The following is a 23,686-nucleotide window of genomic DNA, read 5'->3' on the forward strand; positions in this document are numbered from 1 at the left end:
TGCTGTCTCGACGACCACTGATTGCTGACGACTGCGCTCGTCGAACCCTACGCCTTCCTGACGCACGTCGGTAGCCAAACAATCCGCATATTGCCCAATATACGGACAACACGCACTTGCCATCTTCATGCAAAGCCAGGTAGGCGTAGAAGGACACATTCGAAACGGCCGGCTTTGGAGGCGCCGCACACCGCAGCTTCACGTAGAGGCATCGGCAGCCATATGCCGAGAACGATGGAGGAGACCATGTCACCCCGGCTCGACGAATTGCGCACCGACGACAACCGGCAGCCCGCATCGTCGACACCCCTGTCCGACCCGACCGGGCACATCCCTTCCCAGTCACTCCCTGCCGAATCGGATCCGGCAGGAATGCCTGAGATCGACGGCCTGCCCGAGATCCCGCCGTTCGACGAGGTGGGTCCGGTGGACGCGAGGGCTCTGTCCAAGACCCTCTTCGAGCGTCTCGAATCGCTTGAGGAAGGCACCCACGAATTCGCGTACGTCCGCAACACCCTGGTCGAACTCAACCTCGCCCTGGTGAAGTTCGCGGCCTCCCGCTTCCGCTCCCGCAGCGAGCCCATGGAGGACATCGTCCAGGTCGGCACGATCGGCCTGATCAAGGCGATCGACCGCTTCGAAATCAGCCGTGGCGTCGAGTTCCCGACGTTCGCAATGCCGACCATCGTCGGCGAGATCAAGCGCTTCTTCCGCGACACCAGCTGGTCGGTGCGTGTCCCGAGGCGTCTGCAGGAACTGCGCCTGGACCTGGCCAAGGCCGGCGACGAACTGGCGCAGAAGCTCGACCGCGCCCCCACGGTGCACGAACTCGCCGAACGCCTCGGCATCACCAATGACGAGGTCGTCGAGGGGATGGCCGCGAGCAACGCCTACACCGCGAGCTCGCTGGACGCCCAGCCCGAGGAGGACGACAGCGAGGGCGCGCTCGCGGACCGCATCGGCTACGAGGACCACGGCCTGGAGGGCATCGAGTACGTCGAGTCCCTCAAGCCGCTGATCGCCGAACTCCCGCCGCGCGACCGGAAGATCCTCTCGCTGCGCTTCGTCGCCAATATGACGCAGTCCGAAATCGGCGAGGAGCTGGGCATCTCCCAGATGCATGTCTCCCGTCTGCTCTCGCGCACCCTCGTCCGGCTCCGCAAGGGGCTGATGATCGAGGAGTGAGCGATGGCACGATCGCCCGCGGTCCCTGACGGTTCCTCATGTCCCGTCGGGGCCCGCTCGGAGGAGGGCCTGCCCCGGGGGTTCCCGGGACGGGCCCTTTTCTGATGCGCCCCTGAGGAGGGCTCAGAAGCCGTCCTCGTTCAGCTCCGTGATGCCTGCGACGAAGTACTGCCACACCCTTCCGCTGGGGCCGGAGGGGTCGACCGTGCCCGGCGCGAGCGCGTCCATCTCCGCCAGGAAGTCGTCGTGCGGGGTCTCCTCCGGCCCGTGCCAGCAGGCGTCCATATAGCGGCGTACGCCCTCCAGGACACGGGTGAAGTGGTCCAGGTCCGGGGAGAGGCGGATCAGCTCATCGCCGTCCTCGACGATGTGGACGCTGCCCTCGCGGCGGTGCAGATACAGCTCACCGTGCTCGCTGGAGCCGAGGGTGAGCAGGTCGGTGGCCGCGAGACCCTCCGGGAGCGCCGCCGCGTCCTCGTCCGGCGGCGTCATCTTCCCCGCCGGGCACGGCTCGAAGGTGGTCCAGGCGCACGCCCACCACGACGGAAGCCCGATGTCGCGCAGATGGGCCCGGCTCGCCGGGTGTTCGAGGGCGGCCGGCAGCTCGTGCTCGGGGACGCGGACCACGGCCACGGGGGCGAAGGCCTCGTCCAGCCGCTCGGCGGTGAGCGGGCCGGTGGGCGCGGGGAAGGACGGTATCCGGCCGGGCGTGCCCTCCTCCGCCGACTCGTGGTCCATCCCGCCGCGCGGCCAGCTGGCGAGCACCGCGGGGTCGGTTTCCAGGAGGGCGAGGCCGCAGGTGTCGGACACCAGATGGCGCGTATGGCCGTCCTCGCCGACGAGCGCCCTGGCCCCTGCCCAGGCCTCCGGCGCGCACAGCTCCCAGTCGTACAGGCGCGGCCGCGCGTCCTTCGCCTCGTTTGGGGAGCGCAGGTCGACGACGGCTTCCTCGGGCGGGCCCGGGACCTGCGCCCCGGTCTGCAGATCGAGCCAGGTGTCCTCCCAGGCCGCCCGGACGCGCAGCAGCTCACGGCCGTTGTGGGTCTGCAGCCCGAGGGTGTTCAGGTACGTCAGGTTCGGGTGCGCGACGTACTTGCCCACCGGCCGCCACCAGGCCCACACCGTCCGCCAGGGCATGCCCGGCTCGGCGGCCGCGATCCGCTCGGCGTACGCCTCGTGGCCCAGCGCCCTGGCCGCGAAGTGCAGCCATGACGCGAACTCGGCGCGCGGCACCTCCGCGCCGCCGAACACCGCCTCGGCCTGCTGGAAGACCTCGCGTCCGACGCTGCGCAGCCCGTCGGACGCGTCGATGTACGCCCGTACCTCCGCCCGTTCGGCGGCCAGCAGCCGCGCCGGGTCGTCCAGCACGCCGTCGGCCGGCCCGGCCGGCTCTGTCGTCACCCCGTTGCTCATGGACTCATCGTGACAGCAGGGTCTGACAGCCGCCGGCCGGGCCGGCGGCGGCAGGGGCCGTCAGACGAGAACTCCCTTGTGCCACACGGCGGATACGAGCGGGACGCCCGGCCGGTAGGCGAGGTGGACGTGCGAGGGCGCGTCCAGGAGGGCCAGGTCGGCGCGGGCGCCGGGGGTGATCCGGCCGACGTCCGTACGGCGCAGGGCGCGGGCCCCGCCCGCGGTGGCCGACCAGACGGCCTCGTCGGGCGTCATCCCCATGTCGCGGACGGCCAGCGCGATGCAGAACGGCATGGAACTGGTGAAGGACGAGCCGGGGTTGCAGTCGGTGGACAGGGCGACGGTGGCGCCGGCGTCCAGCAGCGGGCGGGCGTCGGGCCACTGGGCGCGGGTGGAGAACTCGGCGCCCGGGAGGAGCGTGGCGACGGTGTCGGACTGGGCGAGCGCGTCGATGTCGGCGGCGGTGAGGTGGGTGCAGTGGTCGGCGGAGGCGGCGCCGAGTTCGACGGCGAGCTGGACGCCGGGGCCGTGGCCGAGCTGGTTGGCGTGCACCCGTGGCGCAAGGCCCCGGGCCTTGCCCGCGGTCAGGACGGCGCGGGCCTGGTCGCCGTCGAAGGCGCCCTTCTCGCAGAAGACGTCGATCCAGCGGGCGTGCGGGGCGCAGGCGTCCAGCATCGGGCCGGTGACGAGGTCGACGTAGCCGGCCGGGTCGTCGGCGTAGTCGGGGGAGACGATGTGCGCGCCGAGGAAGGTGACCTCGTCGGTGTGCTCGGCGGCGATGCGCAGCGCGCGGGCCTCGTCCTCAACGGTGAGGCCGTAACCGGACTTGGTCTCCTGGGTGGTGGTGCCCTGGCGGAGCCCCTCGGCTAGGTAGCGGGCGACGTTGGCGTGCAGCGCCTCGTCGGTGGCGGCGCGGGTGGCGGCCACGGTCGTGCGGATGCCGCCGGCGGAGTACGGGCGCCCGGACATCCGGGCGTTGAACTCCTCGGTGCGGTCGCCGGCGAAGACGAGGTGCGAGTGGGAGTCGACGAAGCCGGGGATGCCGGCCCGGCCGCCGGCGTCGACGGCGTTGTCAGTGGCGGGTGCTTTGCTGGACGTACCGACCCAGGCGATGCGGTCGCCGTCGATGACGACCGCCGCGTCCTGGATCAGACCGAGGGGGCCTTCACCGAGGGAGGGGTCGTTGGTGACGAGCTGGGCGATGTGGGTGATGGCGGTGGTCGGCGCGGAGGTCGTCGTCATCGCGGGGGTGTTCTCCTTCAGCCGCGTACCGCGGCGATGGACTCTGCGAGGGCTGTGGGCACGTCGGGGACAAGAGTGTGCACACCGTCGCGGACGATCTGCCGTCCGCCGACGATGGTGTGTCGCACATCCGCCGCGGAGGCGGCGAATACGGCCGTCTCGGCGGCCAGCCGGGGCAGTGGTCCGGCGGTGCGTACGGAGTCCAGCGCGATCGTGGTGAGGTCGGCGAGCGCACCGGTCTCGATGGCGCCGGCGTCGTCCCAGCCCAGGGCGGCATGGCCGTCGGCGGTGGCGGCGCGCAGCAGGGCCGCGGCCGTCCAGTGCCCGCGGGTGCGGGTGCGCAGCCGCTCGTCGAGCTCCATGGCGCGGGCCTCTTCGAGCAGGTCGATGACGGCGTGGCTGTCGCTGCCGAGCGACAGCGGGCTGCCGCGTCCCTGGAGCTGGGCGGCCGGGCCGATGCCGTCGGCGAGGTCGCGTTCGGTGGTGGGGCACATGCACACACCGGTGCCGGAGCCGCCGAGCAGCCCGATGTCGTCGCCGGTGAGGTGGGTGGCGTGCACGGCGGTGGTGCGGCGGCCCAGCGCGCCGTGGTCGGACAGCAGCTGGGTGGGGGTACGGCCGTGGGCCTCCTGGCAGGCGTCGTTCTCGGCGGTCTGCTCGGAGAGGTGGACGTGCAGGGGGGCGCGGCGCTCGCGGGCCCATTCGGCGACGGTGCTCAACTGCTCGGCGGGGACGGCCCGTACGGAGTGGATGGCGGCGCCGATGCGGGCGTGCTCGCGGCCGTCCTTGAGCGCGTCGGCGCGCTGTGCCCAGCGGTCGGCGGTGCCGTCGGAGAAGCGCAGCTGGTGCGGGTTGGGCGGCGCCCCGAAGCCCGCCGAGAGGTAGGCGGTGTCGAGCAGGGTGATGCGGATACCGGCGTCGGCGGCGGCCGCGATCAGCGCCTCGCCCATCGCGTTGGGGTCGTCGTAGCGGGCCCCGCCGGGGGCGTGGTGGAGGTAGTGGAACTCGCCGACGCAGGTGACGCCGGCCAGCGCCATCTCGGCGTAGACGGCGCGGGCGAGTTGGAAGTAACTCTCGGGGGTGATTCTGTCGGCAACGCCGTACATGACTTCGCGCCAGGTCCAGAATGAATCCGGTGCACGCCCCATGCCTTCCACCGCCACTTGGCTCCGCGCAGGCGGAGGTGATCCGGTCCCCGCGCCGACCTGGACGGTACCGCGCAGCGCGCGGTGGAAGGCATGGCTGTGCGTATTGGCCATGCCAGGAATCGTGAAGCCGCGCAACACCACCGCACCGGGCGGCGGGGTGCCGGCCCCCTTGCCGACGGCGGTGATCCGTCCGTCCGCGACGTCCACGGTCACGCCCGGCTCGACATGCGTGCCGAGCCAGGCGTGTTCGAGCCAGTACGTCGTGGGTGCTGTCTGCGTCGGTGCGGTCCGCGGCGTCAGTGGCACGCCAGCCCCTCCAGTACGTCGGCGAGTGCGGTGACCCCGGCGACGCAGTCGTCCTCCTCCGCCGCTTCGGCGGGTGAGTGCGAGACGCCGGTGGGGTTGCGTACGAACAGCATGGCCGTGGGGACGGTTCCGGACAAAATACCGGCATCGTGGCCGGCCCCGGTGCCCAGGACGGGCACGGTGCGTCCCTGTGTCCTGCCGAGGATCGCGCCCAGCTCGTCCCGCAGGGCGTGCTGGAACTCCACGACGGGGGTGAAGGATTCGCGGACGACGGTCAGGTCCACGCCGTCGCGGGCGGCGCGCTCGGCAGCCGCCTGCTCGATCCCGCTGATGACGGTGTCCAGGGTGTCCTGGTCGGGGGCGCGGGAGTCCAGCCAGCCGCGGACGAGCGAGGGGATGGCGTTGACGCCGTTCGGCTCCACGCTGATCTTCCCGAAGGTGGCCAGGGCGCCGGCCAGCCGGGCCTGCTCGCGGGCGGCGAGCACGGTCGCGGCGTAGCTGAGCATCGGGTCGCGGCGGTCGTCGAGGCGGGTGGTGCCGGCGTGGTTGGCCTCGCCGTGGAAGTCGAACCGCCAGCGGCCGTGCGGCCAGATGGCGGAGGCGATGCCCACCGGGTCGCCAGACAGGTCAAGTGCGCGGCCCTGCTCGACGTGGAGTTCGACGAACGCGCCGATCCTGGCGAGCCGTTCGGGGTCCGGGCCGATGGCGTCGGGGTCGTATCCGGCGCGCTCCATGGCCTGCGGCAGGGTGATGCCGTCGCCGTCGCACAGCCGGTGCGCGGCCTCGGCGGTCAGCGCGCCGGCGGCGAGCCGGGAGCCGACGCAGGCCAGCCCGAAGCGGGCGCCTTCCTCGTCGCCGAAGTTGACGATCGCCAGCGGTTTGCCGAACTCCGCTCCCCTGCGGCGCAGTTCGTCGAGCGCGGCGAAGGAGGAGACGACGCCCAGGGGGCCGTCGAAGGCACCGCCGTCAGGTACGGAGTCCAGGTGGGAGCCGGTGACGACGGCGTCGCCGGGGGCCACGTCCTGGTAGCCGGTGGCGCCGAGCCAGGCCCACTGGTTGCCGTTGCGGTCCAGTTCGTAGGCGAGCCCGCGGGCCTTGGCCTGGTCCTCGAACCACGCCCGGCAGTCGGTGTCGGCGCCGGTCCAGGCGTAGCGGCGGTAGCCACCGGAGGCGGAGTCGCGGCCGAGGGGCCGCAACTCCTGCCACATCTCGTGGAACGAGGCGGTCACGCGCCCTCGCCTTCGCCCTCGCGCATCGGGATGCGGACACCGCGTTCGGCGGCCACCTCGTCGGCGCGCTCGTAGCCCGCGTCGACGTGCCGGATGACGCCCATGCCCGGGTCGTTGGTCAGCACCCGGCGGATCTTCTCGCCGGCCAGCGGCGTTCCGTCGGCGACGGTGACCTGTCCGGCGTGGATGGAGCGGCCCATGCCGACGCCGCCGCCGTGGTGCAGCGAGACCCACGAGGCGCCGGAGGCGACATTGACCATGGCGTTGAGCAGCGGCCAGTCGGCGATCGCGTCCGAGCCGTCCTTCATGGCCTCGGTCTCGCGGTACGGCGAGGCGACGGAGCCGCAGTCGAGGTGGTCCCGGCCGATGGCCAGCGGCGCCTGCAGCGTGCCGTCGGCGACCATCTCGTTGAACCGCTCGCCGGCCTTGTCCCGCTCGCCGTAGCCGAGCCAGCAGATCCGCGCGGGCAGGCCCTGGAAGTGGACGCGTTCCCCGGCCATCTTGATCCAGCGGGCCAGCGACTCGTTTTCCGGGAAGAGGTCGAGGATCGCCTTGTCGGTGGCCGCGATGTCCCGGGCGTCGCCGGACAGCGCCGCCCAGCGGAACGGCCCCTTCCCCTCGGCGAACAGCGGCCGGATGTAGGCGGGTACGAACCCGGGGAAGGCGAAGGCCCGCTGGTAGCCCGCGAGCTGGGCCTCACCGCGGATCGAGTTGCCGTAGTCGAAGACCTCGGCGCCGGCGTCCATGAAGCCGACCATCGCCTCGACGTGCCTGGCCATGGACTCGCGGGCGCGGGTGGTGAAGCCGGCCGGGTCCTTGGCGGCGTAGTCGGCCATGTCCGCGAAGTCGACACCGACCGGCAGGTAGGCCAGCGGGTCGTGGGCGCTGGTCTGGTCGGTGACGATGTCGATCGGCGCGCCTTCGGCGAGCATCTGCGGCAGCAGCTCCGCGGCGTTGCCGAGCAGCCCGATGGAGAGCGGTTTGCGCTGGTCGCGGGCCTCGACGGCGAGCTGGAGCGCGTGCTGGAGGCTGTCCGCCCGCACGTCCAGGTAGCGGTGCTCGATCCGGCGCTCGATGGCGCGCGGGTCGCAGTCGATGCAGATCGCGACGCCGTCGTTCATCGTGACGGCGAGCGGCTGGGCGCCGCCCATGCCGCCGAGCCCGGCCGTGAGCGTGATCGTCCCGGCCAGCGTGCCGCCGAACTTCTTCGCGGCGACGGCCGCGAAGGTCTCGTACGTCCCCTGCAGGATCCCCTGCGTCCCGATGTAGATCCACGAGCCGGCCGTCATCTGGCCGTACATGGTCAGGCCGAGGGCCTCCAGGCGGCGGAACTCCTCCCAGTTGGCCCAGTCTCCGACGAGGTTGGAGTTGGCGATCAGGACGCGCGGCGCCCATTCGTGCGTCTGCATCACGCCGACCGGCTTGCCGGACTGGACGAGCATCGTCTCGTCCTGCTTGAGCGTGGTCAGGGTGCGCACCATGGCGTCGAAGGAGCGCCAGTCACGGGCGGCCTTGCCCGTGCCGCCGTAGACGACGAGCTGGTCCGGGTGTTCGGCCACCTCCGGATCGAGGTTGTTCTGCAGCATGCGCAGCGCGGCTTCCTGCTGCCATCCCCGAGCACTCAGCTCCGTACCGCGCGGTGCCCGCACGGGTCGCGGTCCCGACATGGGCCGTGCCTCCCTGACGTCGAATGGATTGAGCTATTCACATCATGGATTCACTGAATAGCGCTAGTCAACAGGGCGCGGCGAACCTGTCGCCGGGGGCGTCGCGAACCGGCCAGCGCCCCGCGGAGGCCGGTCGGCCCGTCACCGAAAATTCGACTTGCCCGCCGGGAAAGTCTGCGGTAACTTTCCTACTAGGCAAGTAAACGGCCGAGTAACGGGGGACCGTCCGGCCGCGGTCCGGACCGCCTTGGGGAGGCGATGACCATGAACACGCAGGTAGATGCCGAACGGGCCTGGCAGGATCTGCAGCGCATCCGGGTACCGCAGGAGCGGGTGTACGACGAGGTCGAAAGATGCGCGCAAGGCGACGCCAGGTCGACGTACACCATCGCCGCGATCATGTGGATCTTCATCGTCAGCTGGGGACTCGACCTCCCCGACTGGGCCTTCTGGCTGGTGCTCGCCGCGTATGTCGTCCTCGTCAGCGGCCTCGGGGTGCTCCACCACCGCAGCAGCAGGCTGCAGCTGCACCGCTCGCGCCACAGCTGGCGCTCGCTCGCCAGCTTCTTCGCGGGCGGGGCGGTGACCCTCGCGACGATCGTGCTCTCGGGCTACGTCGTCGAATCGCTGGCACTGCCGCTCGGCAATGTCATCCAGGCCACGGTCTCGGCCGCCGTGTTCGTGCTGCTCGTCGGACCCGCCAACCGCTGGGCGGTCGGCGCGCTGCGCGACCGCGGCGCGAGAGCCGTCCAGGCGGAGGTGAGCCGATGAGCACCCCGAGCGGCTTCGACGAACTGATCCACCCCGCCACCCGGCTGTCCGTCGTGGCGCTGCTCGCCGCCACGGAGTGGGCCGACTTCCCCTTCATCCGCGACAGCCTCTCGCTCAGCGACTCCGCACTCTCCAAGCAGCTGCACACGCTGGAAGAGGCCGGATATCTGGAGATCCACAAGGAGGGCGGGGGCCGCAAACGCCGAACCAAGGTGCGGCTGACGCACCGCGGCCGCACCGCGTTCGAGGGCCATGTGGCCGCACTCCGCGCGATCGTCGAGGGCGCGGGTCCCACGGCGACGCCCGCACCGTCAACGCACACCGCCGCGGGAGAGACCTCGGACCCCCGGCAGCAACAGCACCACGTGGAGGCCGGCCGATGACGACGACCCAGCACAGGCAGACAGGACCGGCGCCGAGCGCGTCGCCGTCATCCGCGGCGCCCGTCATCCGGGCCCGCGACGTGCGGATGACGTACGGGAGCGCCGACGTTCTGCACGGCGTCGATCTGGACATCCACCGCGGCGAGATCTTCGCGCTGCTCGGCCCCAACGGCGCGGGGAAGACCACCACCGTCGAGATCCTGGAGGGCTTCCGGCAGCGTTCCGCCGGGCAGGTCAGCGTCCTGGGCGCGGATCCGGCGCGCGGAGACGAGGCCTGGCGCGGCCGGATCGGCCTCGTCCTGCAGTCCTGGCGCGACCACCGCCGCTGGCAGGTCGCCGAGCTGCTGACGCACTTCTCCGCGTACTACCCGCGCCCTCGCGACCCGGCCGAACTGCTGGCCCTGGTCGGGCTCACGGAGCAGGCCGGGCAGCAGGTCGAGCGGCTCTCCGGCGGCCAGCGCCGCCGCCTGGACGTCGCCCTCGCCATCGTCGGCCGCCCCGAACTCCTCTTCCTGGACGAGCCGACCACCGGCTTCGACCCCGAGGCCCGCCGGCACTTCCACGATCTGGTGGAGCGGCTGGCCCGCGAGGAGGGCGTCACGGTCCTGCTCACCACCCACGATCTGGCGGAGGCCGAGCGGCTGGCCGACCGGATAGCGATGCTGGTCAAGGGCCGGATCCGGGCCTGCGGCACCCCGTCGGAGCTGGCCCGGCGGGCCGCCGCCCAGGCCGAGGTCCGCTGGACGGCGCCCGACGGCACGCCCCGCCGGGAGCGCACCGAGGACCCGTCCGGGCTGGTGTGGGAACTCCACCGCGACACGGGCGGACCGATCGCCGACCTGGAGGTTCGCCGCCCGACGCTGGAGGACACCTATCTGCACATGGTGCACCGGGACGATACGGCCGACGGGGCCGGGGCCGGGGCCGGCGGTGTCACGGGGGCATCGGACGGGGAGCGGCGCACCGCATGAGGGACGCGACCAACAGGGGCAAGGGGGAACAGCAATGACCGCAGTACCGGAAACCACCACCGTCATCGAGCCGGCCGGCGCGGCCGAGACCGGGCCGCCCGGGGGAAGGAGCTCCGCGCGCCGGCGTGCCGTGCGGGCTGGCTTTCTGCGCGGCGGGATCGAGCTGCGCCATCTCCTGCGCAACCGCAAGGAGATGATCGGCCATCTGTCCAACATCGTCGTCGCGCTGCTGCTCGCCGGGTTCATCAGCGGCGATGTCCCGGGCACCCACACCCCGATGGCACATCTGATGCTCGCCGGCTTCACCGCGTATCTGCTGTTCCAGATCGGTCTGGTCAACCTCCCGCAGATACTGGTGACCGAGCGGGAGGAGGGCGCCCTGCTGCGGCTGCGCGCCACTCCCGGCGGCATACCGGCCTACCTCATCGCCAAGTCGCTGCTCGTGGTCGCCATGGCCGTCGGCACCCTGGTGGTCCTCCTGGCCGCCGCCGCGCTGCTGGTGGACGGGCCGCTGCCGCGCGGCGCCGGGGGCTGGCTGACGCTGCTGTGGGTCACCGCGCTCGGGCTGCTGGCGGTCGTTCCGCTGGGCGCCGCCATAGGTGCCGTCCTGCCCAACCCGCGCGAGGCGCTGGCGTTGATCATGCTGCCCGCGATGGGGCTGCTGGTCACCTCGGGCGCGATGTTCCCGCTCGCCTCGATGCCGGTGCTGGTCCAGAAGATCGCCTCGGTCTTCCCGCTCAAGTGGATGGCGCAGGGGCTGCGCTCGGCTCTGCTGCCGGACGCCGCACGTGCCGCGGAGCCGGCGGGCTCCTGGGAGCTGCCGACGGTCGCCCTGGTCCTCGTCGCCTGGGCGGCCCTGGGCTTCCTCCTCGCCGTACCGCTGCTGCGCCGCGCCGCCCGCCGCGAATCCGGCTCCCGGCTCACCGAACGCCACCGCAAGGCGAGCCTGGGCGGCGCCCCGCCCGCCTGACCTCGCGGCCGGGTGCAGCATCCGGCCCGAGGGCCGGCCACCGGCCGTACGCCCCTTGGGGCAGGGCCAGGCCCTCGGGCAGGGCCAGGCCCTCGGGTACGGCCACGCCCCGGGGCACCGCCGGGCGCTCCGGGTGCGGCCGGCCCGCGGTGTGGTGGCGCGCCCCGCCGTAGGCCGGTATGCGATGGCGTGGGGGCCCTGACCGATGGTGGACTGGGGGCATGAGCTTCACGGACCGAGACCGTGCCGTACAGGCAGCCGTCGCGCGGGGGCTGGTGGGGGCGGGCGAGCCCGTTGCCGGGCTGCTGGACGTGGCCGGGATCCGCCGGTCGGCGAGGGAACTCCGCGCCGCCTTCACGGAGTTCAGCGCGCCCGGCACACCGGTTCTGCATGCGTTCGCGGTGAAGGCCGCCTCGCTCGTGCCCGTGCTGCGGCTGCTCGCGCAGGAGGGGCTCGGCTGCGAGGTGGCCAGCCCCGGTGAACTGGCGCTGGCCCGTGCCGCCGGCGTGCCGGTCGCCCGTACGGTCCTGGACTCGCCCGCCAAGACCCCGGCCGAGCTGCGCGAGGCGCTGGCCCTGGGGATCGCCGTCAACGCGGACAACCCCGAGGAACTGTCCCGTATCGACGGGCTGATGGCCTCCGCGCCGAGCACCGCCCCCATCGGCCTGCGGGTCAATCCGCAGATCGGCGGCGGCAGCATCGGGGCGATGAGCACCGCCACCGACACCTCGAAGTTCGGGGTCGCGCTGCGCGACGAGGGCGCCCGCGACTGGGTCGTGAGCGCCTTTCTCGCCCGCCCGTGGCTGACCCGGCTGCACGCCCATGTCGGCTCCCAGGGCATGCCGTTGGAGCTGATGGCCGCGGGGGTGCGGAGCCTGTTCGAGCTCGCCGAGGAGATCAACGAGAAGGCCGGCCGGCGTCAGGTCGGCACTCTCGACATCGGCGGCGGCCTGCCGGTCAACTTCTCCTCGGACGCCGTCACCCCGACCTACCGCGAGTACGTCGCGCTGCTGCGCGCGGCCGTCCCCGGGCTGCTGTCCGGGCGCTACGGCCTGGTCACCGAGTTCGGCCGCTCACTGCTGGCCAAACACGGCACGGTCCTCGCCCGTGTCGAGTACGCCAAGTCGGCGGGCGGCCGCCCGATCGCGGTCACCCACGCCGGCGCCCAGGTCGCCACCCGTACGGTCTTCGTGCCCGAGGCCTGGCCGCTGCGGGTCGCGGCGTACGACGCCGAGGGCCGCCCCAAGACGGGCGAGCCGGTCGCCCAGGACATCGCGGGACCGTGCTGTTTCGCGGGCGATCTGGTCGCCGAGAACCGCCCGCTCCCCCTGCTGGCGTCCGGCGACCACGCCGCCCTCCTGGACACCGGCGCGTACTACTTCTCCACCCACTTCGCCTACAACTCCCTCCCCCGCCCCGGGGTTTACGGCTATGCGGTGGCTGCCGACGGCTCCGTACGCTTCGCGAACGTCCGCAGCCCGCAGAGCCTGGAGGATCTCGTGGCGGAGAGCGGCGCCGCACACGGGGAGGGACTGTCCGGCCTCGGGGAGCCGTAGGCACCGCCGCACAGCCGGAAGGCACCACCGCACGGCCGGAAGGCGGGCCCGCTCCCGACCGGACGACGGGGTCGCTCGTGAGCGGCTGCCCGCCACCCGCCGCCCCTCACTCCACGAACAGCCCCCGCGCCGCCGCCTTCGCGTCGAACTCCTCCAGGCGGGCCTGGGCGTCCGGCAGGGCGTCGCACATCGCCTCCAGCAGGACACGGCCCAGGAGCATGGGGGCGCAGGCCGTGTCGAAGGCCAGCCCGGTGCCGACGGGGGCCGGGAGGAGCAGATCGCTGTGGTGGGCGACGGGGGCGAAGGCGCTGTCGGCGACGGTGACGACGGTCAGGCCCGCCGTGCGGGCGTAGGCAAGGGCGTCGACGACCTCGCGGGGGTGGCGGGGCAGCGCGAAGCACAGGAGGGCGCCGCCCCCGGCGCGTACGGCGGCGTCGATGCGGTCGGTGAGCATGGTGCCGCCCTCGTCCAGGAGACGGACGTCGGGGTGGACCTTGCGGGCGAAGTAGGCGAAACCGGCCGCCTGGGCGGAGGCGGCGCGCAGGCCGAGGACGGGCAGCGGGCGGGAGGCGGCCAGGAGGCGTCCGGCCTCGATCACCGGGGACGGGTCGGCGAGGGCGGCGGCGAGCTGGCGGAGGTTGTCGATCTCCGCGTGGACGGCCTGCTGGTACTCGTTGTACGTGCCGGTCCCGCCGGGCTTCCCGGCGGGGGCGACCTCGCGCAGATGGCGGCGGAGCGCCGGATAGCCGTCGAAGCCGAGGGCGACGGCGAAGCGGGTGACGGAGGGCTGGCTGACGCCGGCCAGTTCGGCCAGTTCGACGCTGGAGAGGAACGGCGCGTCGGCGGCCCGGCGCACCATGCAGTGGGCGATCCGGCGCTGGGTGGGGGTCAGCCGGTGGCCCTCGAAGAGCTTCTGGAGACGGGCCGCGGTGCCGGTGTCCGCCGCCGGGCCGGCGGTCCCGGACTCCGCGCCCGCCGCGGCGCCGGTCTCCCCGGCCCGCGCCTCCTCGCCCGGCGCCCGCTCCGCCTGGGTGCCGGCCGGCCGGCCTTCGGCCGCGCCGCCGATGCCGCCGCCGTTGTCCCCGTCCCCGCTCATCGCCTCTTCTTCCCGGCCCGGTCGGGGCCTTGTCCTGTGTCGACCGACTGTACGGAATTTCTGACGCGCGCCGGGCCGGAGTACGCGCCGGATCCGGCCGTACACCACCGCAATCCCGACACCACCGCAGTCCCGGCCTCCGGGTGTCCGCCGGGCACTCCCCGGGGCGCGGCCCCGGCCAGTGCCTGCCCGCCCCTGGCCCGTCGGGCGGAACACCCAGGAACACCTAGGAACGGAACACCCACGCGCGGAACAGCCGGGCACGGAACACCCACGCGCGGAACACCTAGAGCATGTGCGCAGCGCCGCCGCCCCGGTCCCCCGCCGGCGGGCCGGTGTACCGCATCGGCAGCCCGAACAGCGGGAAGAGCCGCTCGGTGTCCAGGAACGACTGGAGGGCGCCGATCCGGCCGTCGTCCGCCGTCTCGATGACCTGGACCGCCCAGGGCGTGCCGTCCGCGCGGTACTGGCCGAACGCCGGCCGGCCGTTCGCCGCGAGGGGCACCAGATGCGAGCCGGCGCAGCCGCTGCCCGGTCCGCGCAGCCACTTCAGGACGTCCCGGCGGCCGCGCAGCCAGAGGGCATAGGGCGGCATGGACAGCGTGCAGTCCTCGTGCAGCAGGGCCGTCAGGGCGTCCATGTCGAAGCGTTCGAAGGCGTCGACATAGCGCTTGAGGAGGGCCTGCTGGGCGTCGTCGAGCGGGCGCGGCGGTGCGCCGGGGTCGGCGGACGCGGAGAGGGTGGCCCGGGCCCGCTGGAGCGCGCTGTTGACCGCGGCGACCGAACTGTCCAGCAGTTCCGCGACCTCGGCGGCCGACCAGCTGAGCACCTCGCGCAGGATCAGCACCGCGCGCTGCCGGGGCGCCAGCCGCTGCAGCGCGGAGACGAACGCCAGCCGGACCGACTCCCGGGCGACGGCGGTCTCGGCCGGGTCCCCGGCGGACGCCAGCACCCGCTCGTCCGGGACCGGGCCGATCCAGGTCTCCTCGGGCAGCCCCGTCCCGATCGGCGTGTCCACGCTCGACGGCGAGGCGAGGTCCATCGGCCGGGCCCGGCGGCTGCTGCCCTTGAGCAGGTCCAGGCAGACGTTGGTGGCGATCCGGTAGAGCCACGACCGCAGCGACGCCCGCCCCTCGAACCGGTCGTAGCTCCGCCAGGCCCGCACCATCGTCTCCTGGACGGCGTCCTCGGCCTCGAACGCCGAGCCCAGCATCCGGTAGCAGTAGCCGGTCAGTTCGGTGCGGTGCGCCTCCAGCCGGTCCGCCAACTCGCCCTGTCCGGCGCGCGGTCCGTCCCCGTGCGCCACGTCCGGTCCGTCGGCGTCCACCGCGGCGGCTCCGTTCGCCGCCACGTCCGCGCCGGCCGGGGGCCGCTGCTCCGCCGACCGCTGCTCCGACGGCCACTGCCTCGCCGACCGTCGCATCGAGGACCGCTCCATCCAGGACCCACCCATCCGCCCGTCGGCCGGCCACCGCCGGCCGCGCCCGACGGTACCGGAGCACCCGGCACCAGTCTGCTCCTCGGTCCGGGGCCCCGCAGCCAGAGGCCCGGACGGCCGCCCGGTCCACGGCCGTCACCGCGAATCCACCGCTGTCCCCGTACCCGCCTATTGACCTTCCATTCATCGACACCCATCCTGCATGAACCCATACAGGCGGCAGGGCGACGACATGAGGCGGCATTCATGGCAGGTGTGGTCGAACAGCGCTCGATCGACGTCGTCCCCGACGACGAACGGCACGGCAGCGCGGTCAGCCAGTTCACGCTCTGGCTGGGCGCCAACCTCCAGATCACCGCGGTCATCACCGGCGCGCTGGCCGTCGTCTTCGGGGCGAACGCCTTCTGGGCGCTGATCGGGCTGCTGCTCGGCAACCTGCTGGGCGGTGCGGTGATGGCGCTGCACTCGGCGCAGGGGCCGCGGCTCGGACTGCCGCAGATGATCACCTCGCGGGCGCAGTTCGGGGTGCGCGGGGCCGTCGTCCCGCTGGCGCTGGTCATCGTGATGTACATCGGGTTCTTCGCCAGCGGCAGCGTGCTGGCCGGGCAGGCGGTCGGCGAGCTGACGCACCTGGGCGAGACGCCCGGGATCGTGCTCTTCGCCGCGGTCACCGCCGTCGCCGCGGCCGTCGGCTACCGCCTCATCCACGCCCTGGGCAAGATCGCCGCCCTGGTCTGCGCGCTGGCGTTCGTCTACCTCGGCATCCGCCTGGTGCACCACGCCGACCTCGGCGCGCTCCTCGCCGACCACCGCTTCGGGCTGCCGGTCTTCCTGCTCGCGGTGTCCCTCTCGGCCTCCTGGCAGCTGGCGTTCGGCCCGTACGTCGCGGACTACTCGCGCTATCTGCCGCGGGACACCTCGGCGCGCGCGACGTTCTGGTGGACGCTGTCCGGCTCGGTGCTCGGCTCGCAGTGGTCGATGAGCTTCGGCGCGCTGGCGGCCGCCGCGGCGCCGGCCGCCTTCGTGGGCCATGAGGTGAGTTACGTCGTCGGCCTGGGCGGCGCGGGGCTGGTCGCCTCGTTCCTCTACTTCGTCATCGCCCTCGGCAAGCTCACCATCAACATCCTCAACACCTATGGCGGCTTCATGTCGCTGGTCACCAGCGTCAGCGGGTTCCGCGGGCAGCGGACCCTCTCGCCGCGCGGCCGCTCCGCGTACATCGCCGGGATCATGGTGGCCGGTACGGCCGTCGCCCTGCTGGGCAAGGACTCCTTCCTGACGTCCTTCAAGGACTTCCTGCTCTTCCTGCTGACCTTCTTCACGCCCTGGTCGGCGATCAACCTCGTCGACTACTACCTGATCTCCAAGGAGCGCTACGACGTCCCCGCGCTCAGCGACCCCGCCGGCCGCTACGGCGCCTGGAACGTCCGGGCACTGACCGTCTACGCCCTCGGCGTACTGGCCCAACTCCCCTTCTTGGTCACCCACTTCTACACCGGTCCGCTGACGGCCCGCCTCGGTGGCGCCGACGTCTCCTGGCTGGTCGGACTCGCGGTACCGGCGGTCCTGTACTGGTGCGCCGCCCGCCGCGACACCGCGCGCCTCGCGCCGCCGGCCGCGCCCGGCGGGCACCGCGAGGAAACCCCCGCCGGATCGGGGGGCTAGCCCTACCGCGCCGCGCCCCGTGGGTCCGTAGCCTCACGGCATGGCAATACACGACCGCGAGCTGCGCAAAGAGCTCGACGCGACCCTCCAGACCCGTAAAGAGCTGGGGCCGGAGTACGAACCGGAACTGGTGGAGTCTTTTCTGGAGAAGCTGGAGGTGGCCGTCGACCGGCGGGTGCGGCGGCAGGTGGCCGAGCAGCAGGTGCAGGTGGCGCGCGGCGCCGGCCCGGCGCGTCAGCGCAGCGGCGGCAACGACTTCTGGCAGCGCTTCGGGATCGCCGCGCTCTCGCTGGTGCTGAACATCCCGCTCTCCGTGATCGCCTCGTCCCACGCGGGGCTGCCGGGCCTGCTGGTGTGCTGGGCCGGCGTGGTGGGTGTCAACGCCGTGCACAGCACGGGTGTGCGCGCGCTGCTGCTCTCGCGCGGCGGGCGCCGCGACGGGGAGTGGGACTGAGTCCCCCGGCGGGAAAGGCTGTTGCGGGGACCGCCGCACCCCGGCCGGGGCCGGGGGCGGGACGACGGCGGTCCCCGCAAGGGACGCGATCCGGGTCAGGGCCGGTCGTCGCATCCGGGTGGCGATGGTGGAGGTCCGGGAGCCGCTCCGGAGGTCCGTATCGCCTGCACAACAATGTGCCTGACGAGTGTTAAGCCCGTGCTGCCAGCACATGACGCATACGTACACCTTGCGGTGGCGGCCCTTTTCCTGACGGCCACTTGACGCCGCGGCGGGTGCCCGGCGCACGGCGGCCGCCCCGTGGGACGGCCGCCGCAGCCGGAGCTACTTGCCGGCCTCGCGGGCCAGGTAGGCCAGCAGGTCCTGCCGGCTCACCACGCCCTTCGGCTTGCCCTCGACGAGGACGATCGCCGCGTCCGCGTTCTCCAGGACCGCCATCAGGTCGGAGACCGACTCGCCCGAGCCGACCTGCGGAAGCGGCGGGCACATGTGCTTCTCCAGCGGGTCGGTGAGGGAGGCGCGCTGGGTGAACAGCGCGTCCAGCAGTTCCCGCTCGACGACCGAGCCGACGACCTCGGCGGCCATCACGTCCGGGTGCCCGGCGCCCGGCTTGACGATCGGCATCTGCGAGACGCCGTACTCGCGCAGGACCTCGATCGCCTCGCCGACGGTCTCCTCCGGGTGCATGTGCACCAGCGAGGGCAGCGCGCCCTCCTTGTGCTCCAGCACGTCGCCGACCCGGGCAGCGGTGCCGCCCTCCTCCAGGAAGCCGTAGTCGGCCATCCACTCGTCGTTGAAGATCTTGGAGAGGTAGCCGCGGCCGCTGTCCGGCAGCAGCACGACGACCACGTCGTCCGGGCCGAGCTCCGCGGCGACCTCCAGCGCGGCCACCACGGCCATCCCGCAGGAGCCGCCGACCAGCAGGCCCTCCTCCTTGGCGAGGCGCCGGGTCATCTGGAAGGCGTCCTTGTCCGAGACCGCCACGATGCCGTCGGCGACCGTACGGTCGTAGGCGGTCGGCCAGAAGTCCTCACCGACGCCCTCGATCAGATACGGACGGCCGGAGCCGCCGCTGTAGACCGAGCCCTCCGGGTCGGCGCCGATGACCTTGACCCGGCCCTCGCTGGCGTCCTTCAGGTAGCGGCCGGTGCCGCTGATCGTGCCGCCGGTGCCGACACCCGCAACGAAGTGGGTGATCCGCCCCTCGGTCTGCTCCCACAGCTCAGGGCCGGTGGTCTCGTAGTGGGAGCGCGGGTTGTTCGGGTTGCTGTACTGGTCGGGCTTCCAGGCACCGGGCGTCTCGCGCACCAGGCGGTCCGAGACGTTGTAGTACGAGTCCGGGTGCTCGGGGTCCACGGCCGTGGGGCAGACCACGACCTCGGCCCCGTAGGCCCGCAGCACATTGATCTTGTCCGTGGACACCTTGTCCGGGCAGACGAAGATGCACTTGTAGCCCTTCTGCTGGGCCACGATCGCCAGGCCGACGCCGGTGTTGCCGGACGTCGGCTCGACGATGGTGCCGCCCGGCTGCAACTCACCCGACTGCTCGGCGGCCTCGATCATCCGCACCGCGATCCGGTCCTTGACCGAACCGCCCGGGTTGAAGTACTCGACCTTGGCCAGGACGGTGGCCTGGATGCCCTTGGTCACGCTGTTGAGCCGCACAAGCGGGGTGTTGCCGACGAGCTCAATCATCGAATCGTAAAACTGCACGGTGGTCTCCGCGGTCGGGGGCACGCTCTCCTGCGCCCGTGCCGCCAGCCTATTGCCCGGGTGGGTTGGCCGGCGGATGCGTTGCGTTCCGTACAGGAACGGGCAACACCCTGTTGTAGGAGTTCTTGACGGTTCAAGAGCGCGTCCGGGCCCCCGGGGCCGTGGCGCGCCCGCGCTGCACGGGGAGGTGCCCGGCCGATGCCGATGACGATGTCCAGGGCGAGAGTGGCCCGCCGGATCGCGACCGCCGCCGCGGTCGGCGGCGGCGGGATCGGCCTGCTCGGCGGCGCCGCCGTCGGGCTGCTGCTGACCGAGGTGCGGCTGGCCCGCCGTACGGTCGGCGGCTCCAGCGACATCCCGCCGTGCGCCGACGGCCGCTACGGCGCCGCCTTCGGCCACCGCACCGACCGCCCCCCGCTGCGCCTCGGCTTCCTCGGCGACTCCACCGCCGCCGGCCAGGGTGTGCACCGCGCCTCCCAGACGCCGGGCGCGCTGCTCGCCTCGGGCCTGGCCGCGGTCGCCGAACTGCCCGTCGACTTCCGCAATGTGGCGCTGCCCGGCGCGCAGTCGGACGACCTGGCGCGCCAGGTGGAGCTGATGCTGGCGGACGGCACCGAGACCCCGGACGTCTGCGTCATCATGATCGGCGCCAACGACGTCACCCACCGGATGCCGCCCGCCCGCTCCGTACGCCATCTGTCCGAGGCGGTGCGCCGGCTGACCGCGGCGGGCTGCAGGGTGGTGGTGGGCACCTGCCCTGATCTGGGCACCATCGAGCCGGTCTACCAGCCGCTGCGCTGGGTGGCCCGGCGGCTGTCGAGGCAGCTCGCGGCCGCCCAGACGATCGGCGTGGTCGAGAGCGGCGGGCGCACCGTCTCGCTGGGCGATCTGCTCGGCCCCGAGTTCGAGGCGCACCCCCGGGAGCTGTTCGGGCCGGACAACTACCACCCGTCGGCGGAGGGCTATGCCACCGCCGCGATGGCGGTGCTGCCGACGCTGTGCGCCGCGCTGGGCCTGTGGCCGGAGGAGGAGCGGCCGGAGCCGGCCCGCGGCGAGGGCATCCTGCCGGTCGAGCAGGCGGCCGCGGAGGCGGCGGCCGAGGCCGGTACGGAGGTCACCGCCTCCCGTGCGCCCTGGGCGCTGCTCAAGCACCGCAGGCGCCGCCAGCTGCCGGAGGCCGAGCCCACGGACCGGTCGTCGGTCACGGGCTGACGGGCTCCGCGCCGGGCGACGGGCGAGGGGCGGCGGGGAGGGGACGTACGGGAATACCCGGCGCATTCGGGAATACCCGGCGCCCTCTCCCCGTTGCCATAAGCGCTCGCTTAGAAAAGAGGCCCGCATCACAGCGCGCACCCCGTGACCTCGGCAGTACGCACAGGTAACTTGCCTCACAGTCCAGCCTTCTGCCCTCTTGGAGCCGTGATGCCCGAAGCCGTGATCGTCTCAGCCGCCCGCTCCCCGATCGGCCGCGCCTTCAAGGGCTCGCTCAAGGATCTGCGCCCGGACGACCTGACCGCGAAGATCATCGAGACCGCCCTGGCCAAGGTCCCCGAGCTGGACCCCACCGACATCGACGACCTGATGCTCGGCTGCGGCCTCCCCGGTGGCGAGCAGGGCCACAACCTCGGCCGCATCGTGGCCGTCCAGATGGGGATGGACCACCTCCCCGGCTGCACGATCACCCGTTACTGTTCCTCCTCGCTCCAGACGACCCGTATGGCGCTGCACGCCATCAAGGCCGGCGAGGGCGACGTCTTCATCTCGGCCGGTGTCGAGATGGTCTCGCGCAGCGTCAAGGGCACCTCCGACGGCCTGCCGGACACCCACAACCCGCTCTTCGCCGACGCCGAGGCCCGCACCGCGGCGCGCGCCGAGCAGGAGGGCGCCGACTGGCACGACCCGCGTGAGGACGGCCTGGTCCCCGACGCGTACATCGCGATGGGCCAGACCGCGGAGAACCTCGCCCGCCTCAAGGGCGTCACCCGCCAGGACATGGACGAGTTCGGCGTACGGTCCCAGAACCTCGCCGAGCAGGCGATCAAGAACGGCTTCTGGGAGCGGGAGATCACCCCGGTCACGCTGCCCGACGGCACGGTCGTCGCCAAGGACGACGGCCCGCGGGCCGGCGTCACCGTCGAGGGCGTCTCCGGCCTCAAGCCGGTGTTCCGCCCCGACGGCCTGGTGACCGCCGGCAACTGCTGCCCGCTGAACGACGGCGCCGCGGCGCTGGTCATCATGTCCGACACCAAGGCGCGCGAGCTGGGCCTGACCCCGCTGGCGCGGATCGTGTCCACCGGCGTCTCGGGCCTCTCCCCCGAGATCATGGGTTACGGCCCGGTGGAGGCCAGCAAGCAGGCCCTCCAGCGCGCTGGCCTGTCGATCTCCGACATCGACCTGGTCGAGATCAACGAGGCCTTCGCCGCCCAGGTGATCCCGTCCTACCGGGACTTGGGCATCGACCTGGACCGGCTGAACGTCAACGGCGGCGCGATCGCCGTCGGCCACCCCTTCGGCATGACCGGTGCCCGCATCACCACCACCCTCATCAACTCCCTGCAGTGGCACGACAAGCAGTTCGGCCTGGAGACGATGTGCGTGGGCGGCGGCCAGGGCATGGCGATGGTCCTTGAGCGGCTGAGCTGAGCTGCAGCGGAGGGTAGGGGCCAGGTGCGAGGAACGAGTGCCTGGCACCTGCCCGCAGCGGAAGCGAAGCTCAGCGCGACCACAAGCACGAGCGGCTGAGCTGAGCTGAGCCGCAGCGGCCAGGGCTGACGGCTCGGCCCCTCTCCCCCGGGGTGTGCGCGGACAGACGGGTCAACTCCCGCCCCGCGCACACCCTTCGCTGCCGTGCGGACACGGGCGGCGACACGGCGTGACCCGTGTCACGCGTTAACAAGATCGCGACCCAATCTCCCCCAGGATTGTGACCAACGCCCCGAGGTGACGGCGTTCTTGCAGGTCAGCATGGGGTCACCCTGGTGTACGAGGCCCAAGACCCCCAGCATTTCGGGACATAGTGCACGGGGAGCGGTCGCCGACCCCCCGCAGCCTGATGTAGGAAGTCGGAGAACATTCTGCTAACGGGAGTCCGCCGGTGGGCCACTGGTCACCGGGGGTCACCCCGTGAGCGAGCGCGTCAAGGGGGGCACTCCGGCCGAGGGCCGGGGGAAGTCCGTGTACCGATGCGCGACCCGCGGCAAGCGGGCCGCCGAGCGAAGTGGGGAGGACGCATGAGCGAGCGCTGCCCGGGGAGCTCTCCGGCCGGAGGCCGGGGGAACGCCCTCGAACAGGGCGCGTCTCGCGCATGCGGGACCGAGCGAAGAGAGGTTGAGGTTTCGGCATGAGCGTCACCACCCTCGTCCTGCTGGTGGCCGCGGCCGTCGGCGTGGCACTGGGCGCCGCCGCCCTGCACACCGCCCGCGCGCTGCGCCGGCAGATCGCCGAGCTGCACGCCGAGCTCGCCGCCGCCCGGCAGGACGCCGTCGCGCGTGCCGAGGCCGCGGTCGCGGACGGCGCGGCCTCCGCGACCGTCCCTGCCGCCCGTACCAGCCCGGCCGCCGAGACCCCGCTCGCGGACATACGCGCCGCCGTCGCCGATGCGCTGGCCGAGGAGCGGGAGCGCGAGCTGGCCGAGGCGCGCGCCTTCTGGGCCGCGCAGGAGGCCAGGGACGCCGCCGACGCCCCGTCCCTGCTGAGCGGCCTGGGCAGCCTGGGCGACGAGAGCCCGCTGGACGCCCGTGCCGACCAGCGCGAGCCGGCCGAGCGGCCGGAGTCCGAGCGGCTCGACACCCATCCGTTCCTGCCCCGCCAGGCGGACTTCGCCGGCCTGGAGCCGCTGCTGGGGCCGGACGCCCTGGAGTCCGTGGAAGCGCTCGAAGCCCTGGACGCGCCCGAGTTGGAGCCCGTCGAGGAGGCCGAGTCGGCCGAGCTGGCCGCCGCCCGGCGGCGCCACCCCTCGCACCCGGACTTCTCACCCCACCCGGTGGTCAGCGATCATGAGCGCACCGTCGCGCGCCTGGAGGAGCTGGCCCAGGACGGCACCCCGCTCGCCGATGTCCGCCCCGGCCCGCTGGGCACCCTGGACGTCTATGTCTTCGCCGACGGCACCACGCTCTGCCTGACCCCCGGGCAGCGCGACGCCGCCGAGCGCGTCGCCGGCGCGCTGCACGCCGGGCGCACCCCGGTGCTGCTGGGCGGCTCCGGCATCTCCGGCGCGTACGCGCTGACCTTCTCCTGGGGCGAGAGCCGCGAGGAGAGCGTCTACATCCTCGCCGACCGCGTCATCGCCTCACTCTGAACTCTGCCCCGCGGGCTGACCCACGGGCTGACCCGCGGGAATACCGCCCCGCCCCACCCCGTTGTGGCCCCGCAGGGGGCGCTCGCGTCCCCTAGATGATTGAGTCCGATGTTTGTGCTGGCCGCGACCATGGCGAAGGGCGTCCGTTGGCCTGAGTGTGACTTCTGGCTTGGACGCCCTTC

The 23,686-nt window shown here is 72.7% G+C and carries 19 protein-coding genes; 11 read left to right on the forward strand and 8 right to left on the reverse strand.

Features of this window, described 5'->3' with window-relative positions; genetic code table 11:
- Window positions 1–246: 246 nt before the first annotated feature.
- A complete protein-coding gene (locus ACWD6P_RS30765; RefSeq protein WP_451447466.1) occupies window positions 247–1,185 on the forward strand; it encodes an RNA polymerase sigma factor SigF in 939 nt (312 codons plus the stop codon).
- Between the two features lie 123 nt (window positions 1,186–1,308).
- Here ACWD6P_RS30765 and ACWD6P_RS30770 read toward each other — a convergent pair whose 3' ends face one another.
- Genes ACWD6P_RS30770 through hutU form a run of 5 tightly spaced genes read right to left on the reverse strand, consistent with a single transcriptional unit; the run spans window position 1,309 to window position 8,190 of the window.
- Entirely contained in the window at window positions 1,309–2,598 is a 1,290-nt protein-coding gene (locus tag ACWD6P_RS30770) for an SUKH-4 family immunity protein (RefSeq protein WP_451447446.1), read from the reverse strand.
- 60 nt (window positions 2,599–2,658) lie between these two features.
- Window positions 2,659–3,840, reverse strand: a complete 1,182-nt coding sequence (gene hutI / locus ACWD6P_RS30775) for an imidazolonepropionase (protein WP_451447447.1) — start codon at window positions 3,838–3,840, stop codon at window positions 2,659–2,661.
- Between the two features lie 17 nt (window positions 3,841–3,857).
- Complete coding sequence (locus ACWD6P_RS30780; RefSeq protein ID WP_451447448.1) at window positions 3,858–5,294, reverse strand: formimidoylglutamate deiminase; 1,437 nt, start codon at window positions 5,292–5,294, stop codon at window positions 3,858–3,860.
- Window positions 5,285–6,523 carry an allantoate amidohydrolase gene (locus ACWD6P_RS30785; protein WP_451447449.1) on the reverse strand — a complete coding sequence of 413 codons (1,239 nt, stop codon included), beginning with the start codon at window positions 6,521–6,523 and terminating at the stop codon, window positions 5,285–5,287. Before ACWD6P_RS30785 ends, ACWD6P_RS30780 begins: the two co-directional genes overlap by 10 nt.
- The gene (gene hutU / locus ACWD6P_RS30790; protein WP_451447450.1) at window positions 6,520–8,190 is read right to left on the reverse strand and encodes a urocanate hydratase; all 1,671 of its coding nucleotides are present in this window, start codon (window positions 8,188–8,190) and stop codon (window positions 6,520–6,522) included. The genes ACWD6P_RS30785 and hutU overlap by 4 nt, the downstream gene beginning before the upstream one ends.
- A gap of 264 nt (window positions 8,191–8,454) precedes the next feature.
- Here hutU and ACWD6P_RS30795 point away from each other — a divergent pair, with 264 nt between their 5' ends.
- The 5 genes from ACWD6P_RS30795 to ACWD6P_RS30815 all read left to right on the forward strand — a co-directional run bounded on the left by ACWD6P_RS30795 (window position 8,455) and on the right by ACWD6P_RS30815 (window position 12,841).
- Window positions 8,455–8,961 carry a hypothetical protein gene (locus tag ACWD6P_RS30795; RefSeq protein WP_451447451.1) on the forward strand — a complete coding sequence of 169 codons (507 nt, stop codon included), beginning with the start codon at window positions 8,455–8,457 and terminating at the stop codon, window positions 8,959–8,961.
- Window positions 8,958–9,344, forward strand: a complete 387-nt coding sequence (locus ACWD6P_RS30800; RefSeq protein ID WP_451447452.1) for a transcriptional regulator — start codon at window positions 8,958–8,960, stop codon at window positions 9,342–9,344. Before ACWD6P_RS30795 ends, ACWD6P_RS30800 begins: the two co-directional genes overlap by 4 nt.
- Window positions 9,341–10,315, forward strand: coding sequence for an ABC transporter ATP-binding protein (locus ACWD6P_RS30805; protein ID WP_451447453.1), 975 nt, complete (start codon window positions 9,341–9,343; stop codon window positions 10,313–10,315). Before ACWD6P_RS30800 ends, ACWD6P_RS30805 begins: the two co-directional genes overlap by 4 nt.
- A gap of 34 nt (window positions 10,316–10,349) precedes the next feature.
- Window positions 10,350–11,285: an ABC transporter permease gene (locus ACWD6P_RS30810; protein WP_451447454.1), complete on the forward strand. Its 936-nt coding sequence runs from the start codon at window positions 10,350–10,352 to the stop codon at window positions 11,283–11,285.
- Between the two features lie 221 nt (window positions 11,286–11,506).
- Window positions 11,507–12,841, forward strand: coding sequence for a diaminopimelate decarboxylase (locus ACWD6P_RS30815; RefSeq protein ID WP_451447455.1), 1,335 nt, complete (start codon window positions 11,507–11,509; stop codon window positions 12,839–12,841).
- Between the two features lie 106 nt (window positions 12,842–12,947).
- Here the strand turns inward: ACWD6P_RS30815 and ACWD6P_RS30820 are convergent, their stop codons facing one another.
- On the reverse strand, window positions 12,948–13,937 hold the full coding sequence (locus ACWD6P_RS30820) for a MurR/RpiR family transcriptional regulator (RefSeq protein WP_451447456.1): 990 nt from the start codon (window positions 13,935–13,937) through the stop codon (window positions 12,948–12,950).
- A 286-nt stretch (window positions 13,938–14,223) separates the two neighbouring features.
- The gene (locus ACWD6P_RS30825; protein ID WP_451447457.1) at window positions 14,224–15,360 is read right to left on the reverse strand and encodes a sigma-70 family RNA polymerase sigma factor; all 1,137 of its coding nucleotides are present in this window, start codon (window positions 15,358–15,360) and stop codon (window positions 14,224–14,226) included.
- 261 nt (window positions 15,361–15,621) lie between these two features.
- Here ACWD6P_RS30825 and ACWD6P_RS30830 point away from each other — a divergent pair, with 261 nt between their 5' ends.
- On the forward strand, window positions 15,622–17,040 hold the full coding sequence (locus tag ACWD6P_RS30830) for a purine-cytosine permease family protein (RefSeq protein ID WP_451447458.1): 1,419 nt from the start codon (window positions 15,622–15,624) through the stop codon (window positions 17,038–17,040).
- Between the two features lie 40 nt (window positions 17,041–17,080).
- Entirely contained in the window at window positions 17,081–17,494 is a 414-nt protein-coding gene (locus ACWD6P_RS30835; RefSeq protein WP_451447459.1) for a hypothetical protein, read from the forward strand.
- Window positions 17,495–17,818: 324 nt separating this feature from the next.
- On the opposite strand, the gene ACWD6P_RS30840 is transcribed toward ACWD6P_RS30835, so the two are convergent.
- Window positions 17,819–19,207 carry a cystathionine beta-synthase gene (locus ACWD6P_RS30840; RefSeq protein WP_451447460.1) on the reverse strand — a complete coding sequence of 463 codons (1,389 nt, stop codon included), beginning with the start codon at window positions 19,205–19,207 and terminating at the stop codon, window positions 17,819–17,821.
- A 198-nt stretch (window positions 19,208–19,405) separates the two neighbouring features.
- On the opposite strand from ACWD6P_RS30840, the gene ACWD6P_RS30845 reads away from it, so the two are divergent.
- The 3 genes from ACWD6P_RS30845 to ACWD6P_RS30855 all read left to right on the forward strand — a co-directional run bounded on the left by ACWD6P_RS30845 (window position 19,406) and on the right by ACWD6P_RS30855 (window position 23,504).
- Window positions 19,406–20,419 (forward strand): SGNH/GDSL hydrolase family protein, encoded by a 1,014-nt coding sequence (locus ACWD6P_RS30845; RefSeq protein ID WP_451447461.1) that lies wholly within the window; start codon window positions 19,406–19,408, stop codon window positions 20,417–20,419.
- Between the two features lie 210 nt (window positions 20,420–20,629).
- Complete coding sequence (locus tag ACWD6P_RS30850; protein WP_451447462.1) at window positions 20,630–21,850, forward strand: acetyl-CoA C-acetyltransferase; 1,221 nt, start codon at window positions 20,630–20,632, stop codon at window positions 21,848–21,850.
- Window positions 21,851–22,547: 697 nt separating this feature from the next.
- Complete coding sequence (locus ACWD6P_RS30855; RefSeq protein ID WP_451447463.1) at window positions 22,548–23,504, forward strand: hypothetical protein; 957 nt, start codon at window positions 22,548–22,550, stop codon at window positions 23,502–23,504.
- Window positions 23,505–23,686 lie beyond the last annotated feature (182 nt).

The sequence above is a fragment of the Streptomyces sp. NPDC002446 genome (assembly GCF_053595675.1).

Bases quoted from the DNA above. Each gene is read 5' to 3' on its own strand.
- ACWD6P_RS30810 (WP_451447454.1), top strand. From the start codon at position 10,350: ATGACCGCAGTACCGGAAACCACCACCGTCATCGAGCCGGCCGGCGCG.
- ACWD6P_RS30820 (WP_451447456.1), bottom strand. From the start codon at position 13,937: ATGAGCGGGGACGGGGACAACGGCGGCGGCATCGGCGGCGCGGCCGAA.
- ACWD6P_RS30830 (WP_451447458.1), top strand. From the start codon at position 15,622: ATGGCAGGTGTGGTCGAACAGCGCTCGATCGACGTCGTCCCCGACGAC.
- ACWD6P_RS30845 (WP_451447461.1), top strand. From the start codon at position 19,406: ATGCCGATGACGATGTCCAGGGCGAGAGTGGCCCGCCGGATCGCGACC.
- hutU (WP_451447450.1), bottom strand. From the start codon at position 8,190: ATGTCGGGACCGCGACCCGTGCGGGCACCGCGCGGTACGGAGCTGAGT.
- ACWD6P_RS30805 (WP_451447453.1), top strand. From the start codon at position 9,341: ATGACGACGACCCAGCACAGGCAGACAGGACCGGCGCCGAGCGCGTCG.
- hutI (WP_451447447.1), bottom strand. From the start codon at position 3,840: ATGACGACGACCTCCGCGCCGACCACCGCCATCACCCACATCGCCCAG.
- ACWD6P_RS30770 (WP_451447446.1), bottom strand. From the start codon at position 2,598: ATGAGCAACGGGGTGACGACAGAGCCGGCCGGGCCGGCCGACGGCGTG.
- ACWD6P_RS30835 (WP_451447459.1), top strand. From the start codon at position 17,081: ATGGCAATACACGACCGCGAGCTGCGCAAAGAGCTCGACGCGACCCTC.
- ACWD6P_RS30795 (WP_451447451.1), top strand. From the start codon at position 8,455: ATGAACACGCAGGTAGATGCCGAACGGGCCTGGCAGGATCTGCAGCGC.
- ACWD6P_RS30765 (WP_451447466.1), top strand. From the start codon at position 247: ATGTCACCCCGGCTCGACGAATTGCGCACCGACGACAACCGGCAGCCC.
- ACWD6P_RS30815 (WP_451447455.1), top strand. From the start codon at position 11,507: ATGAGCTTCACGGACCGAGACCGTGCCGTACAGGCAGCCGTCGCGCGG.
- ACWD6P_RS30855 (WP_451447463.1), top strand. From the start codon at position 22,548: ATGAGCGTCACCACCCTCGTCCTGCTGGTGGCCGCGGCCGTCGGCGTG.
- ACWD6P_RS30825 (WP_451447457.1), bottom strand. From the start codon at position 15,360: ATGCGACGGTCGGCGAGGCAGTGGCCGTCGGAGCAGCGGTCGGCGGAG.
- ACWD6P_RS30800 (WP_451447452.1), top strand. From the start codon at position 8,958: ATGAGCACCCCGAGCGGCTTCGACGAACTGATCCACCCCGCCACCCGG.
- ACWD6P_RS30850 (WP_451447462.1), top strand. From the start codon at position 20,630: ATGCCCGAAGCCGTGATCGTCTCAGCCGCCCGCTCCCCGATCGGCCGC.